This window comes from Bradyrhizobium sp. AUGA SZCCT0105, assembly GCF_018129565.1.
GTDB lineage: Bacteria > Pseudomonadota > Alphaproteobacteria > Rhizobiales > Xanthobacteraceae > Bradyrhizobium.
In genome coordinates this window covers 48206-64901 of sequence record NZ_JAFCMK010000008.1, presented here as the reverse complement: position 1 = coordinate 64901, position 16696 = coordinate 48206, and the positions used below count along the sequence as shown (strand labels likewise).

The 16696-nt window shown below is 60.4% G+C and carries 10 protein-coding genes; 7 read left to right on the top strand and 3 right to left on the bottom strand.

Annotated elements, in window-relative coordinates; all coding sequences use genetic code 11:
* Nucleotides 1–16: 16 nt before the first annotated feature.
* Both JQ573_RS31375 and JQ573_RS31370 read right to left on the bottom strand, forming a co-directional pair.
* Nucleotides 17–1327 (bottom strand): WcaI family glycosyltransferase, encoded by a 1311-nt coding sequence (locus JQ573_RS31375; protein ID WP_212318139.1) that lies wholly within the window; start codon nucleotides 1325–1327, stop codon nucleotides 17–19.
* Nucleotides 1328–1395: 68 nt separating this feature from the next.
* Nucleotides 1396–2370 (bottom strand): GDP-L-fucose synthase, encoded by a 975-nt coding sequence (locus JQ573_RS31370; RefSeq protein ID WP_212318137.1) that lies wholly within the window; start codon nucleotides 2368–2370, stop codon nucleotides 1396–1398.
* A gap of 975 nt (nucleotides 2371–3345) precedes the next feature.
* On the opposite strand from JQ573_RS31370, the gene JQ573_RS31365 reads away from it, so the two are divergent.
* The 7 genes from JQ573_RS31365 to JQ573_RS31335 all read left to right on the top strand — a co-directional run bounded on the left by JQ573_RS31365 (nucleotide 3346) and on the right by JQ573_RS31335 (nucleotide 15293).
* The gene (locus JQ573_RS31365; RefSeq protein WP_212318135.1) at nucleotides 3346–6285 is read left to right on the top strand and encodes an Ig-like domain-containing protein; all 2940 of its coding nucleotides are present in this window, start codon (nucleotides 3346–3348) and stop codon (nucleotides 6283–6285) included.
* A gap of 184 nt (nucleotides 6286–6469) precedes the next feature.
* The gene (locus JQ573_RS31360; protein WP_212318133.1) at nucleotides 6470–8227 is read left to right on the top strand and encodes a hypothetical protein; all 1758 of its coding nucleotides are present in this window, start codon (nucleotides 6470–6472) and stop codon (nucleotides 8225–8227) included.
* A gap of 585 nt (nucleotides 8228–8812) precedes the next feature.
* Nucleotides 8813–10009 (top strand): polysaccharide biosynthesis/export family protein, encoded by a 1197-nt coding sequence (locus JQ573_RS31355; RefSeq protein WP_212318131.1) that lies wholly within the window; start codon nucleotides 8813–8815, stop codon nucleotides 10007–10009.
* 5 nt (nucleotides 10010–10014) lie between these two features.
* On the top strand, nucleotides 10015–11490 hold the full coding sequence (locus tag JQ573_RS31350) for an O-antigen ligase (protein ID WP_212318129.1): 1476 nt from the start codon (nucleotides 10015–10017) through the stop codon (nucleotides 11488–11490).
* A 60-nt stretch (nucleotides 11491–11550) separates the two neighbouring features.
* The gene (locus tag JQ573_RS31345) at nucleotides 11551–12180 is read left to right on the top strand and encodes a hypothetical protein (protein ID WP_212318127.1); all 630 of its coding nucleotides are present in this window, start codon (nucleotides 11551–11553) and stop codon (nucleotides 12178–12180) included.
* Between the two features lie 112 nt (nucleotides 12181–12292).
* Nucleotides 12293–14530: a polysaccharide biosynthesis tyrosine autokinase gene (locus JQ573_RS31340; protein ID WP_212318126.1), complete on the top strand. Its 2238-nt coding sequence runs from the start codon at nucleotides 12293–12295 to the stop codon at nucleotides 14528–14530.
* An 82-nt stretch (nucleotides 14531–14612) separates the two neighbouring features.
* Nucleotides 14613–15293, top strand: a complete 681-nt coding sequence (locus JQ573_RS31335; protein ID WP_212318124.1) for a hypothetical protein — start codon at nucleotides 14613–14615, stop codon at nucleotides 15291–15293.
* 115 nt (nucleotides 15294–15408) lie between these two features.
* On the opposite strand, the gene JQ573_RS31330 is transcribed toward JQ573_RS31335, so the two are convergent.
* Nucleotides 15409–16620, bottom strand: coding sequence for a hypothetical protein (locus JQ573_RS31330; RefSeq protein ID WP_212318122.1), 1212 nt, complete (start codon nucleotides 16618–16620; stop codon nucleotides 15409–15411).
* Nucleotides 16621–16696 lie beyond the last annotated feature (76 nt).

Here is a 16696-nt window from a genome sequence, read left to right as displayed (position 1 = left end):
GGGCGTCCCGATGCCGTCAAGGCAGACGGATGGCGTCCTTCACCGTGATCGCGTCGGGCGGGCCAGCGGTCATCGCCGCCTGCGTTCCGGACGGGACCGGTGCGTTTCGCATCGCGCTCATCTCGAGCGCCCAGCGACCGACGATGGCCCGACGATCCCAACGCTCGAGTGAGCGCTTCCGTCCCTCGGCTCTAAACGCCGCGCAGAGCGCCGGATTCTGGGCAAGCGTGCAGATCGCATCGGCGAGAGCCCGCGTGTCGCCGGGCGAAACGACCATCCCGGCACCGTTGACCTCCTCGGCCAACCCCGTTCCTTCGGTCGCCATCGCGATCACCGGACGGGCGGAGCCAAGCACGGCCCCAAGCTTGGATGGCAAGACCAGATCAGCCGCCTCCGCCTTCTGCGGAATGAGATGCACGTCCGCCGTCGCCATCAACTCGTTGAAGCTCTCGTTGGGTTGCAGTCCGAGAAAATGAACATTGGAGCGGCCGGCCGCCATTTTGATCAACCTCGCCTTGTCAGGCCCTTCTCCCGCGAGGATGAAATGAATGTCGGGATGGCTGTGTTGCAGGATGGAGGCGGCGTCGATCACGAGATCGAGCCCCTGCTTGGTCGACATCGTGCCCGAATAGAGTCCGACGATATCGCTTTCGCCAATGCCGAATTCATGCCGATACCTGGTCTGCCGCGACCGAGGAAAGATGGCGTTCGTGTCGATCCAGTTTCTGATCTCGACGGTCCGCTCCGCAGGAACGCCCTTGGCCAGCAGCCGGTCGACCATCTGCGGTGAAATCGACGATACCCGGTCGAACGACCGAAGGATGCGAGATTCGGCCCCGAGCATCAGCCTGCGAAGCGCGCCGTTTCGAAGAAATCCGAGATCAAAGGCGGCATCAACCTCGAAATCCTGCACATGGAGCCAGGACTTCACACCGATCCGCCGCGCGACGAACGAAACGAGCGCGGACGACATCAGGGAGGGAGCGGTGGACAGCATGACGTCGGGGTGCCATTCGAGCGCCTTCGTCAGCATCGGCAGCGCGCTCGTCAACGCAAACGAGGCATGGTGCAGCAGCCTCTTCGCACCCGTCGGCTTCCGCGGCACGTATATCGGGGCGCGCGTGATCTCGACACCATTGACGTTCCGGGCCCTGAAATAGTGGCTGTCGAAGCCGGCCGGGATTCGCCAGGCGGGGTAATAGGGCGGTGCAGTGATCACTCTGACCTCGTGCCCCTCGGCCACAAGGCTCTCACAGAGCTCCGTGTTGTATTTTGCGACGCCGATCAGATCGGGCGCATAGTTGATGCCCACCAACAGAATACGCATTCAAGTACAATCCAACTTCTAAAACTGGAATCGAAAACTCACGTCTCGAAAAAAGCGCGTTGATCTCGTCAGTCGCCGGAATTCATTTCCAAATGACGACCGTAGCCCTTCAGAAAATCCTCATATGCCCCCGCCAGCCCGGTCGGTAGCGGGGTAGTCGAACGCCAGCCCAGTTGGCGAATCCGCGAACTGTCGAGGAGCTTGCGGGGCGTGCCGTCCGGCTTGGACGTATCAAAAACCAACTTGCCCGCATAGCCCACGACCTCCGCTACCATGGCGGCAAAATCGGCGATAGTGACTTCGTCACCACTGCCGACGTTGATGGGCAGATCGTTCGAGTAGTTCTTCAAGAGGAAGACGCACGCATCGGCGAAGTCGTCGACGTTGAGAAACTCACGAAGCGGATTGCCCGTGCCCCAGACGGATACCGTCGAGGTCCCTGCCAGCTTGGCCTCGTGGAAGCGTCGTATCAGCGCCGCCGGCACGTGACTGTGCGCTGGATGATAATTGTCTCCGCGGCCATAGAGGTTGGTCGGCATCACCGATATGAAATCGTCACCATGTTGCAGCCGGTGTGCCTGACAGATTTTGAGGCCGGCAATCTTGGCGATTGCGTACCATTCGTTGGTCGGCTCGAGCGGCCCTGTCAGCAATTCGCTTTCGGCGATCGGCTGCTTGGCGTGCTTGGGGTATATGCAGGACGAGCCCAGAAACAGCAGGCGCGCAACGCCGATTGCATGGCTTGCGCGGATCACGTTCAGTTCGACAGCGAGATTGTCGCAGAGAAAATCGACGGGGAAATTACTGTTGGCGGCAATGCCGCCGACCTTGGCGGCAGCATGGATCACGACGTCCGGACGGTTTGCCTCGAGCCACCGCAATGTCGGTTGCTCCTTCGCAAGGTCGAGCTCTCGGCGATCGGCATAAAGGAGGATGCACCGCTCCGACGCGAGGCGGCGCACGATGGCCGAACCTACCATTCCGCGATGGCCGGCCACGAAGACCCGCCTTCCAGTCAGATCGTAGGAGAACCCCCCTGACATAAATTAACCCTTGCCTACTGAAATCCGAATGCTTCACGGCCGCCGCCAGGGCCTTTCAATGTTTGTGGTCCCCGGCGTTCGAAACCGAGCCGGGCAGCCGTTCCAATACTCCCTACCAATACGACGGCCGGTTGTAACCGAACGAGTATATTAATGATGAAGATGCGAAGGGATCCTCAGGCGGGACAACACAATGACGGCCTATTCTCCCAAATGTGGCCAGGTATGCGACAGTATGAGCAGCACAACCTATTTCAAAGATGGTGGATGAAAGTTCGAGAATACCAACAGCCCAAATTCAGCCGGCCCAAAGGCCGCAATGCCTCGGATGCCGGCCCGACCAAATATGCAATAATTCTTTGCCCAAGTTAAGGTCCATTGCGTCTCTCCCTTCAGGGACGTGCCGTTGCAGCACCCGAAAATTTACGGGCAAAGCAACGAGGCTATGCGCTGTCGGGCGACCACGGAATCTTACGGGGTCGGAAAAGTCTCTTCCGCGTGCTCGGCAAAGTGCAGGAAATTCTCGTTCGGGCCACGGGGCGCACCGACTATCACATTCCTGGGTTTCCCCCGACGGGGCGTTACGACACGCATGCGGCGAGAGAGCAAGTCGGGACAGGTCCGGACTCGCGTGGCCACTGGATTATCTCAACCCGATAGATGAGAACCCGTCGACATCCAACGTTCGCGTCGATTCCTGGATGAGCCGCTCGATCTGCGATTGAGATGTTTGCAACTGCGGACCCAAATGCCGCCGTCGAACGTGGAGAGGCAACAGCCCTGCTCGTGATGTTCGCGTCGAATTAACCTTGCTGAATTGCACCTGCCGGCGTCCGTCAAAAACCATTGATGCCAATCCGTATAATTTTAGCGGTGCTCGCAGGCGCACCTTAATGACCAAAACAACTCGTACCCGGCCATTAAAGTCAGGAAAACGGGCGATGCCATAGCAATTTCCCAGCTGAGGAGAGTGCTATGTCGATTGATCCGAAAAATCTCGCTGGAACGGCCACACTCACGTTTTCGGACGATTTCAACTCGCTCAGCCTGTGGAATGGCGCGAGCGGCACCTGGGATTCGACCTATTGGTGGGCGGCCGCCAACGGCATCAACATTGGTGGCAACCAGGAGGTCAACTGGTACATCAACAGCAATTATGCACCCACGAGTTCGGTGACGCCATGGACCGTGAGTAACGGCATCCTCGATCTTCATGCGGGCCCCGCAGCTGCCGCGATCCAGCCCTACATCAACAATGCCCAGTACACGTCGGGCATGATCACAAGCTATCACTCCTTCTCGCAGCTCTACGGCTACTTCGAGATGAGGGCCGAGCTGCCTGCCGGCCAGGGGCTCTGGCCCGCATTCTGGCTGCTGCCCGCGAATAATGCGCTACTCGGGACCGTGCCCGCTCAAGAGCTGGACATCATGGAGTCGCTCGGCAACAACCCGACGATCGACTACATGACATCGCACAGTTCTGCGACGGGCAGCATGCAACTCCAGCAGAGCGGAGTCTCCGTCCCGACAATGACGTCTGGATTCCATACCTACGGCATGGATTGGGAGGCCGATACGATTACCTGGTACGTCGACGGAGTGAAGATCTTCCAGATTGCCACTCCATCCGACATGCACACCCCCATGTACATGATCGCCGACCTGGCGCTGTACGGGCCGGCCATCACCGACCCCAGTGCGCCGGTCGGCGGCGACATGCTTATCGACTACATCCGCGCCTATTCCGCCAAACCGCCTGTCATTCAGATCAACTCGTTCTCGCCCGATAGCAACATCACCGGCGACGGCATCACCAACGCGAAGCAGATTACGCTGACGGGCTCGGCTGCCGTCGGCACGACAGTCCAGATATTCGACGGCTCGACCAAGCTTGGCACGGCGGTGACAGACAGCACCGGAAAATGGTCGTTCGTCACGGCAAATCTGACCGACGGGGTTCATCCCTTCACAGCGAAGACGGCGGATCAGAGCGGCAACGTCACGTCGTCGACGTCACTCACGGTGACGGTCGACACGACCGCGCCCGCGGCCCCGAGCATTGCTTCATTCACGCCAGACAGCGGAACGATCGGCGACGGCATCACCAACCAGAACCACGTCACGCTGAACGGCACCGCAGAGGCCAGCAGCACGGTCCAGATCTTCGACGGAACGACGCAGATCGGCACGGTGGTTGCCGACAAGACCGGCAGCTGGTCTTTCGCGACAGCAACCTTGAGCGACGGCAACCACGCGTTCACGGCCAAGGCGATGGACGTTGCCGGCAACGTCAGCTCTGCCTCAACGTCGCTTACCGTGACGATCGACACGACGGCTCCAGCCCAGCCTGTCGTTGCGTCGTTTGCGCTGGCTCAATCCGCCATTTCCGGTACTGCCGAAGCCGGCGCGACCATCGCACTCTACGACGGCACTATCCTGATCGGCTCCGGAAAGGCCAAGAGCGACGGCACCTGGAGCATCAACGTCGGATCGCTTTCCTCGGGCCCCCACTCGTTCTCGGTGACTGCGACCGACGCAGCGGGCAATACGAGCGTGCAATCCAATGTTCTCCAGACCAAGGTCACCGAAAGCGCGGGAAGCACGACCCTGGAGCAGGTCGGAACCAGCCTCCACTTTGTCACAGGCAGCACCGACGTCGTATTCAAACTGGCGAGTGCCGCGCTGAGCACGGATCAGTTCCCCAGCTACAATTTCATCGGCGCCGAGAAGACGGCGACCGGCTACGACGTCGCCTGGAAGGATGCCGGCACCGGACTTTATTCGGTCGTGGCGACCGATACGAACGGCAACTTCCTGTCGACCATCGCCGGCTCGGTCTCCGGCACAAGCGATGCGCTTCGATCGCTGGAGTCGACGATGCATCAGGATCTGAACGGCGACGGCACGATCGGCCTGCCCGTCAAGATCATCGAGACGGCGGGCAGCACGATCCTCGAGCAGGTTGGAAACAGCCTCCACTTTGTCACAGGCAGCACCGATGTCGTGTTCAAACTGGCGGGCGCTGCGGTCAGCACGGATCAATTCCCCAGCTACAATTTCATCGGTGCCGAGAAGACGGCGACCGGCTACGACGTCGCCTGGAAGGATACCGGCACTGGCCTGTATACGGTCGCGGCCACCGATGCGAACGGCAACTTCCTGTCGACCATCGTCGGCTCGGTCTCCGGCTCGAACGCGTCGCTGCTCTCGCTGGAGGCGACGATGCATCAGGATCTGAACGGCGACGGTACGATCGGCACGAAGGCCGGCACCGTCGCGACCAGCGTTAGCCTGCAGCTTACGATCGATGCTGGAGGCAGCCTCGAGCTCGCCGGCGCTGCGTCGGGCGCGATCACATTCGGCAAAAACACGGGCATGCTGATCCTGGATCAGTCCACCAAGTTCACCGGCAATATCGTGGGTCTTTCGGGCAATGGCGATCCGACCGCCTCGGATATCCTCGACCTGAGGGATATCGCGTACGGGGCCGGCACCCGGGTTTCGTACATCGGAAATACCTCGGGCGGCGAGCTGACGGTCACCGACGCGCAAAACCATGCTGCGCATCTGAATCTGACGGGCGACTACACGCGAATGACATTTGCCCTGTCCAGTGACGGACACGGCGGCACATTCGTCATCGACCCTCCCGCGACGAACGTTGCTCCGCTGACGCTGTCGATGCCGAATCAAGCCGCCACAGTGAGCCAGGTCGGCGATGGATTTGTTTTTCATCCGTCCGCGGCCGCCGCCAGCACAAGCACGTATGATGGCCACGCCCCGCCGCCGTTCAACGAGGCGCAGCTTGATTGGTACACGAATGCGATTGCGCAGGATGTGCATCTCGACATTCACGCCCTCGCGGATGCTATGGGCTATACCCACACCCACGACAGCTTCATGCTGCATGTGTAGAGGGAGCAGAAGCGCGTCTTCCTGAGGGGGAGGGGGCAGAGACAGTGAAGCCTGCCGGCCCCGCCGTGATGGAATTGCAACCGATCTGGAAAGCGCGAACGCTCCGACCGCGCTGTGCCGCGCAAATCTTGCCGAGAGGTAACGGGTCTGCCAGTATCGCGTGCGATCACCTGGAGCCTGAGAGATGCCGACACGCAGGGAGATTTTAGGCTCTGCTTTATTTGCGCTGCTTCACAACCAGGCCCGCGCCGCCGAGCAGACCCCGGCGCCGCTTGCAGATCTCAACTTTCTCGATCGAACGGCATCGGACCAGCACGCGCGCGTCCTTCGTGGCAATCTGCGCTACGGGGACCACGAGGTGTTCGGCGATCCAGCCGGCGTCATGATCGAGGAAGCGGCTCTGAACGGCGTTGAGGATGCCCGCTTTTCGGCAGAAGCCGTGCTTCCGTCGGGATGGCAGGTTACGCCGATGGCCGGCAAGGTCGTCACCTTCACCAAGGTCAACGCGACGTCCGGTCGCCTGCAACTGCGCGGAGACGCCGCAGGCCAGTTCTACGTTGTCATGGCTACCAACCGGCACTTCGCGGTCAAGCGCGGCGAGCTGCTGACGGGATCGCTGGCTTTGCGGCTGGCAAATCGCGACGCGGGCGGGCTGACCAAGGTAGAGCTCTGCATCCTGCAGCTGAAGTCGGACGGATCGGCCATCCTTCCGGTCGCTGTCCCAATTCAACTGATGCAGACCGACAAGCCGTGGTGGGAGCAAGTTCGGTCGGTGGCCCCCGAGGACGGTTTTGCGAGCCTCGCCCTGAGAGTGACGACGCAGGCGCGGTTCGACGCCACATTCGAGCTCCATTCGCCTCAGCTGGAGCAGCGCGCCTGGCGGTCGACGTTTTGCGCCACATCGCGCAAGGCCGACGACGTCATGCTGACCGACGCTGAGGGCTATCTCTCGCACGCCGAACGGTCGGTCCTCATTACGGCCGATGCGCCGAGATTTGCGGCGTCGGGCTCGCTATGGTGCGAGTACGCCGATCCCGACAACTATGTCGAGATCCGGCAACGCGACAGGGTTCTCTATGTGACTGTCGTGAGCAAGGGGATCTCGAGCGAGGTTCGGCTCGGTGTCGTGCCGCCGTTGATGCGGTTTACCGTTTGCTTGGTTCAAGGCACCGGCGGACTCGCGGCATCGCTCAATGGAAAGACTCTCAAGACGATCGATTGCGAAATGCCCGCGAGATTGAAACTCGCCCGACTGGGCAGCGGCTTGAGCGGCAGCTGGAATTCGACGATCGCGAGACTGACCCTGTTCGCTGCGAAGGTTTCAAACGGTGCCTCGTTGAGCCGCCCCCCCAAAGGCTTCTTCGACGACTTCGACCGTCCGGACTCCCCGAATCTCGGCGCCTCGCCGACAGGACAGGTCATCCGCAGGATCGGCACGGTCGGCAGTATGATATCGAAGGGGAAATGGGTTGTGACGGACGGCGGAATAGGACTGGCGCATGCTGCGTATGGGATCGTCCGGTTGGACCGTCCGCCACGGTATCTTGGTGCGGTTCTCGATTGGACGGCGGGATCACCGGGTGGAGCAGCAGCGATGCTCGCCGCGACCGACGACGATCCCGGGAGATCCATCGATGCGCTCCATGCCGTCGTCACGGATCAAAAGGAAATCTTCCAGACCATGATCGCGACGAAGGTCGAGGCGGCTCTGGCCGAGTTCGTCTATCCAGTTCCGATGGAGCGCGATAGCAGAACACCTTACGGGGTGGCCTGCCTGATCAATTTCGCGGAAAAGGCGGTTGTCTATGTCGGTCCTCAAGGGGATCTGGCGCGTCACGTCCACCACACCTATACTGAAAGAGCCGGTCCGTTTGCTATCTTCGAACACTTTTGGCAGCTAACGCAATGCCGACCGGAATTTCTCGCCGTCGCGGCGGCGTGAGACAGTTCCCGATCATTGCGACGATCCGGAAAAGATGATCCGGAAAATTGGAAGGAGCGTTTCATGAGATACGGAACAGCCATGCTAACCCTGTTGTTGCTATCCGGAGAGGGAGCAATGGCGCAGGGCGTATCGCAAACCCCGACTCAGACCGTTACGCAGCAACGCCAGAGCGGATCGGCGGTCTCGGGGGGACCGAATTCGGCGGTGAGAACCAACCAAGGCGTCAGCACCGGATTTAGCAGCCCGTTCACAAGTCCATTCGGAAGCTCCACCAGCACCCAATCGAAGGGCGGATACGCCGGTTCCGGCTCTAGCCGGTGACTCTCCTTACCAGAGTGAGGTCTTACCAGAGTAGTGAGGTCTTACCAGAGTGAGGTCGCCAAATCGGCCGGCTGTGCGCCCTCCCGCCGCTAGATGCCTCAGCAGCCAGCGATCGAAATCCGCGCCGGTATGCGATGCTTGGTTAACTGCTGGTTGAGTCACCGCAAGTTCGTTGCAAATCAGCAACTACAGTGCCCCAAAAATCTGCTGCAACGCAGATTCGCTTAGAGATTGCGCCGAGCCCATGATAGTTCCGAGAGCATGGGGACTGGTTTTAAAATCAAATTTTTTGCTGGAATTGCGCTCTGCGCCACGATTGCTTTGGCCGGGTGCAGCTATTTGCCGACGTCGGGGCCGTCCGGCCAAGCTGTAAAAAACGAGACGCCGGTCGATGAAAACAGCCTTCCGTACGCGCTGGTCCGCGTCAATTCAGACGTGGTGTCCGTGCTGGCGCGCAATACTGGCAAGCTGACGGTTACCTATCCCGATCGTCAGCCACCCCGCGAAATCAGATTTGGCATCGGCGACGTCGTCAGCGTCACCATCTTCGAGGCCGCCGCAGGCGGCCTGTTTATCCCGGTTGAAGCGGGTGTTCGGCCCGGCAACTTCATCGCCCTGCCTAATCAGACAGTCGACCACAACGGCAATGTCTCGGTTCCTTATGCCGGCGCTATCCGCGCGCAAGGCCGGACGCCTTCCGAAGTCCAGCAGGCGATTGCGGATGCGCTGAAGAATCGCGCGATCGAGCCGCAGGCTGTCGTCGCCCTCATCGATCAGCGGACGTCGCTCATCAGTGTTCTCGGCGAAGTGAACAATCCGGTTCGCTATCCGGCAAACGCTGCAGGCGAGCGCCTGCTTGATGCGATCACGCGTGCCGGCGGCCCCAAGGGACAAGGCTTCGACACCTGGGTCATGCTCGAGCGCAACGGCAAGCAGGCGACCGTGCCGTTTGGGTCGCTGGTGTACGAGCCGTCGAACAATATCTGGGTCCATCCGAACGATACGGTTTACGTCTATCGTGAGCCGCAGACCTTTGTGGCCTTTGGTGCGACCGGCCAGCAGGGGCAGTTCAATTTCGACGCTTGGCGAATTTCGGTGGCCGAGGCCGTGGGCAAGGCAGGCGGCCTGAACGATACGCTGGCTGATCCCGGAGCGATCTTCCTCTATCGCGGTGAGCGGCGCGAAATTGCCGCGATGATGGGCGTCGACGTGAGCCGTTTCACGACACCGATCATCCCGATCGTGTATAATTTCAACATGCGCGACCCGTCGACGTACTTCCTGGCGACGAAAGTTCTGATCCGCAACAAGGACGTTCTGTACACGTCGAACGCTCCAGCGGTGGAATCGGCGAAGCTGATGACGTACATCAGGCTGGTCACCGCAACGGTCAACGATCCGATAGTTGCAGCCTACAATGGTGCGGCGCTTCGGAATCTGGTCGTAACGACTCCCTGATCCGCATGCGGTACGACCGGCGATACATCGTCGTCTTGCAGACGGCGGTGGTCGCCCTGAAACCGCGGCAGGCTTCGGATGCGTTCGCTGCGCTGCTGTTCGCGGTCGTGGCCATTTTGCCTTTCCCGTTTGCATCAGTGTCCTCCGTCGCCATTTCGCTTTGGTGCGGCTTGGTGGGCATAGCGGTGGTCGGGCTTGCCCTGCGACCACCGGCCATTGCTTCACCGCTTTTTCTTGCAGCCATCATTGCCGTCGGCGTCGCGAGCTATGCGACCATCCTCTACCTTCAGGTCGTGGCTCGAGCGCCGTCCGATCCCCTGGTCCATCCGATCTGGGCCCTGGCCAGCGAGATTCTGGGAATGCCCCTGGAGGCGAGCGCGTCGATCGCCAGGGGGCAGCCTTATCTCGCGATCGGCACGCCGCTTCTGAACCTGCTGCTGTTCACGGGGGGCTACATGTGCGGCGCCGACGAGACACTCTCGCGCCGCCTGTTCCGCACGATCGCTTGGGCGGGCGGCCTCTATGCCGTTTACGCGATTTGCTCCTACGCGCTCGAACCCAACCTGGTGCTGTGGCAAGAGAAGATCGCCTATGCCGGCAATCTCACCGGGACGTTCACGAACCGCAATGCGGCTGCGGTCTATTTCGGGTCGATCGCCATTGTCTGGTTGCTGCTCGCGTTCCGACGCCTCAGTCTGCGCAAGAAGCGCCGTCCCGGCAAACGCCGCCGCCCATCGAGCACCGGCGTGAATTGGCGTGTCCTTGCGGTGCCGGGCAGCTTTTTTTGCATTTGCTTGCTGGCACTGGTCCTGACCGGCTCCCGTGCGGGGGTGGCGTGCAGCTTTGCCGGCCTGCTTGTGGCCTTTGGGCTGAATTTCAGATCGGAGATGTCGCCCAGGCTTCGCAATTGGCTGGCCTTCGGCGCTGCCGTCGTCGTCATCCTGGCGATCTACCAGATCTTCGACAGCGGGTTGGGCGAACGGCTGGAAACCGAAGGCGCAGCCGGCGGTGGACGTGCCAGCGTCGTGGCCTCGGTTCTGCGCATGATTTCGGATTTTCCGTGGCTCGGGAGCGGTTTGGGCTCGTTCCGCTGGAGCTTCGCCGCCTATCGGAGCAGCCAGATTTCAGGCTGGGGCGTGTGGGATCGGGCCCATAACGTCCCCCTTGAGATTGCGGCAGAAGGCGGCCTGGTCCTGGCGGGCATCGTCGTTCTGGCCTGGATTGGCGCAATGGCGATCCTGCTGCGTGCCTGCCTCGACCCCAAACGCTCCCGCACCCTGCCGCGCGCCGCCCTGGCTGTCTCAACGGTCGCGGTGTTACACTCCTTGATTGATTTTTCCCTGCAAATCCCTGCTTACGCCGGTACCGTGATTGTTCTGCTCGGTGCTGCTCTCGCGCAAACGCAGAGGCCGGTGGCAGAGGTTGAGGCGGCTGAGGCGGTTAACTTTGAAGTGAACCAAACTCCGGAAAGCCTCGACTGACGTTGATGTTGCGGCGCTATGCGGTTAAGATATCGTTATATTTTCGGAAGGGTTCATGGTATGTTCCATATCGCTTTTAAGCAACAAATCACGGGCGTCGCAGCGTTTGCAATTCTCGCAGTGTGCGTAACCGCTCAGGTCCCGACACCAGCGTCGGCCCAGCGTTCACCGCAAGCCACTGCTCAATTCCTGAGCAACCCGGCGGAGCTTCTCGCCAAGAATCCCACCGGTGGCGCCGAGCTCGTCAGCGCCATTCGCGAACTGGTCTCGAGTGACGCAGCCACACTACAGCCGATCATCAATTTGATCGCGAATGCCAACAAGGACCAGAAGGCGGCAATCGGCGCCGGCCTGGCGCAGGCTGCCAAGGTCATCGTCCGAACCAACCCCGGTCTTGCCACAGAAATCCAACAGGCGATTCTCAACACCAAGGATCAGGACGTCGTTCTGGCCTTCGCAGCCGGCGCGGGCGACCGACCGATCGGAGCCGCAGGCGGCGGCGGTGGTGGCGGTGGTGCTGGCGGAGGTCAGACCAATCCGCTCCAGTTCGGCGCGGGCGGGGGCGGCGGTGCGCAGCCGATCGGCGGAAGCGGCACCAACACTCCGCTGTTCAGTTACACGTCGAGCGTTAGCGGCTTGGGCAATACGTTCGCGAACTCCGGCACCGTTTCGAGTTCAGTAAGCCCGTGAGAGCAATGCCGGGGAAATCCGGCATTGGCTGCATTACCGGCTCAGGCCGGAATGAGCGACTGCTTGCGAAACAGGCGGCCGTCTTGGCTTGCCGCATCACAATGATTCCAAAATGCTCCAGCTCCTGAAGCCCGAGGAACGCGAGATCGAACGCGCGGACTACGTGTCGCCCGATCAGATGTTTGCGGCTGTCCTCGGTTTCGCTCGCCGCCAGTATCCGATCTTTCTGGTCACGATGCTGATCACCCTCGCTTTGGGGGCCGCTTATCTCGTGGTGGTCCGATCGACCTATACCGCGCAGGCGACGATTATCATCGACACGCGAAAGCTTCAGCCCTACACGTCCCAGAACTCCCTCTTTACCGAAGTCCCCGTGGACTCGCCTGCAGTGGACAGTCAGCTCGAGCTGATCAAGTCCGACAACATTGCGCGATCGGTGATCCGCGACCTGCATCTGGCGCAAGAGCCCGAATTCTCCCGTTACGGCGGAGGCTTCGTCGGCAATCTCCTCTACTATTTCTACCAGCTCTTCGAACCCGGCGATGAGTCCCAGGACGAGATCGAGCGACGCGCCCTGCGCGAGTTCTCAAACAATCTGTCGGCGAAGCGCGTAGGCGTTACCTACGTGATCGAGATAGCGTATCGCTCTGCCTTGCCGGGGCGGGCTGCCCAGGTGGCCAATGCCGTCGCCGAGGCCTACATCAACGATCAGCTCGACGCCAAGTACCAGTCGGCCCGCCGTGCGGGCGACTGGCTTTCCGGCCGTATCCAGGAGCTGAAGCAGCAGGCGATCTCCGCCGATCGCTCGATCGTCGACTTCAAGAGCAAGAACAACATCGTCGATGCCGGCGGGCGGTCGATTTCCGAACAGCAGGTCGCAGAGCTCAACAGCCAGCTACTCGCAGCACGGACGGTCACCGCGGACGCGCGTGCACGCCTCGATCGCATCGAGCAGGTCATGAAATCGGACGTTCGCGACGCAACGGTAACGGATACTTTGCGAAGCGACGTCGTAAGCAAGCTGAGGACGCAATACCTGGATATCGCCAACCGGGAAGCCGACCTGTCAGCCCGCTATGGGGTGAACCATCTGGCCGCGGTCAATCTGCGCAACCAGATGCGCGAGATCGCCAAGTCGATTACCGCCGAACTCGGCCGCCTCGCGGAAACCTACAAGAGCGACTACGAGATCGCCAAGCAACGCGAGGATGAGGCGCAACGCGCGCTGGAGGCCGCGGTCGCCCGCTCTCAAATCGGTGGCCAGGCCCAGGTCCAGCTGAAGGAGCTTGAGAGCAACTCCCAGACCTACCGCTCGATGTACGAGACCTTCCTGCAGCGCTATACTGAATCCATTCAGCAGCAATCGTTCCCGATCACGGAGGCCCGCATCATATCGAGCGCGGGCCGGCCGTCCAAGCGCAGCAGTCCCAAGACCGTTCTCGTTCTCTCTATGGCGTGCGCCGGCGGCCTGATGCTGGGCTTCGGCATCGGCCTTATGAGGGACCTGTCCGATCGCGTGGTACGCACCAGCGACCAGGTCGAGCGGTTGCTGGGAGCTGATTGCCTCGCAACCCTTCCGGTTCTTCCGGCGCCCGCTCTCCAGCCCAACGACACCCCTCCGTCACCGCATGAGATGCAAGCCGACATTGGAGCTTTCTGGGCCGTCGTCAGCTCGCCGTTCTCCAGATACGCCGAAGGCATCCGATCGATAAAGTCCGCGATAGACCTCAATAGTCGACTGCGCAGCGGCCGCGTCGTGGGCCTCTCCTCGGCGCTCCCCGGCGAGGGCAAATCGACCACTGCCGCGGGCCTTGCGCTGCTCAGCGCGCAGTCCGGGCACAAGGTCATCCTGATCGACGCGGATCTTCGGAATCCGTCGCTCACGAAGCTGATGGCGCCAAACGCCGCCGCCGGCCTCGTCGAGGTTGTCCTGGGGCAACGCAAGTTCGAAGACGTCGTTCTTCGGGAGAGTACAACTGGCCTGGATTTCCTGCCCACGGTGATCCATACCCCGATCGCACACACCAGCGAGATCCTCGCGTCCGAAGGCATGCGAGCGCTCATCGAGCGCTTCAGCAGCATGTATGACTACATCATCATCGACCTCTCTCCGCTGGCGCCGGTGATCGATGTCCGCGCCACCGGACATTTCATTCCCACCTATCTCCTGGTGCTCGAATGGGGCAAGACCAATATCGATGTCCTCGAGCGGGCATTGGCGAACGCCCGGTCGGTTCGTGAAAATCTGCTTGGCGTGGTCATGAACAAGGCCGATACGAATCTTTTGAAGCGATACGAGGGATACGGGACGAGCTACTACTACGATCCCAAGTACTCACAGCCGAGCTAGATCGTTGAGGAGTGGCGATCTCACCGGTGCAGCCGCGACTGGTATCACGTGTCTGCTTGCGGCCGTCCTGGGACTGGGCGGGGTGGCTTGGTCAGCCATCACGTTGCCGACCTTTTGGCGACAACTGCCATTGGAGCAATTCGCGAACCGCATTGTTCGCGGAGAGACCTTCCCGGTCGACCGGCTGGAAGAGAAGCTCCGGCTTTATCGCGAGGCTGGTAGCCCGGTCCGCTGCAATGCTACCGCGGCCCACGATACGGCTGTTGTAGATCTGGCGATTGTCCGGGGGCAGTTCGACGCATCATCGGAAACAGACGCCCGCCTCGAGCGCAGCAGAAACATCGTCGTGGAAGCGCTGTCATGCTTGCCCTCCGATCCGTATCTATGGTTTTCGCTGTTTCAGATCGAAAGCCTTCGCGTGGGACTCCGACAGGAATACCTTCGCTACCTCGACATGTCGTACCAGGTCGGTCCTAACGAGGGCTGGCTCGCGATTCCCAGAAACCGCGCAGCCTTCGCCATCTTTCCAGCCCTTCCCGAAGCGCTCCAATCCAAGGTGATAGACGAGTTCTGCTTGCTTCTGCGAAGCGAGTTGTATGCGGAGGCGATCGAGATATTCCTTGGCGCGGCTCGACCTCACCAAGCCGAACTGGTGAGCCGGATGGGCGCGGTCCCAATCAGGAACCGGCAGCTGTTTGCAGTTCAACTCGCGCGCAAGGGTATCGACGCTCATATTCCGGGGACGTCCGTGGTCGTTCGCTGAAACGCGCAACGCGACGCGACATTCGCCCCGTCCGATCAGCACATCCCGGGAGAGCTACTTGCGGGATAGCGATCATCAAAAATCGTAGTGGAAGCTTCCTGCCCGCCAGTTGCAATCACGCGATCGCTGCCCTGAGCACGGAGTGGCCCCGAACAAATCTGATCATGATAGCAACACCCACACACATCACAGCATCCATGGCGAGCAGAACGCCCTCCTGGCCCCAGATCTTGAAGAAAACGCAAGCAATCGGCACATAGATCAACGACTGCCATACCTGCAGCCTCGCTGCTTCCCTGATATTGGACGTACCGATCAGCAAGGCGGAGAAGAAGAACTGCAAGGCGCTAAGAACGATGAGCAGCGATGCTCCCGTCAAAAACAGATGATCAAGTTCGATCGTCGTACGCAGCCAGATTGACAGCGCAAAATTACCGAACAGCCAGAAGCCCGTTCCTGCCAGGCAAGATCCTGCCAGCAGCATGATCCCACTGAGGCGCACGATCCGCGTGGCCGACAAATCGTCCCGCATTTTGAGCTTTGTCGCGACGATATTTGACAAGGGATACGTAAAGGCGATGACGAGCCCTCCATAGGACTGCATCAACCGCATGAATATTCCGAGTTCGATGACAGCGTCTGGCCCCGCCATGAAACCGAAGAGTCCGGTAGCAAGTTGATATAAAATCCCTATCCCGAGGCTAATGATGGTGAAGTCGAGCGAGCTCAGCAGCAGGCGCCGGGCGATCCGGGGTCTCCACCTCCAGTCGCTTGAAAACAGATTCCGGTTCCGGCGAACGACGTCCAGCGCATGGAAGACTGAACCCGGTAAAAAACCGAGACTGAGAAGGACAGCGGCGAAGACGATCGATGGATGGGTCGGAAATACAAACAGCAGCAACACGAACGACAGTACATAACTCGCCAGCTGGAACAGATACAGTCGATGCAGCTGATGGTGCCCGGCATCTATTCCCTCAAAGATCGAGAGGAAGAACCACAGGGCCAAGCCGAAAAACACGACCAGAATCGTTGCAATAAACTCGCCGTAGTTTGCGAGAATCACCTCATTCAGCGGCACCAGCCACATGAAAATCATCAGGGCAACTGCTGCAATTCCAAATAACATGAGATTGAGACCTGCTGCGAGCACCGCAGCAAGCGACACGGTTTCAGTCTTGAAGGCACTCGCGCTCCGGCGAGTTCGAGCGACGACATTTGCGATCACTCGTCCCATGCCGACATTGGCAAACCCGATCCACGAACTGATACTTAGAATAACAAGGAGCAGACCGAATCGCGATGGTCCCAGCCTGTCGAGAACCATCGGAGTGCCCACCAGATTCAACAGAATTGCGAGCAGCCTCGCGAGCCACCCCGCAAGCGTCGATAACAATATTGGC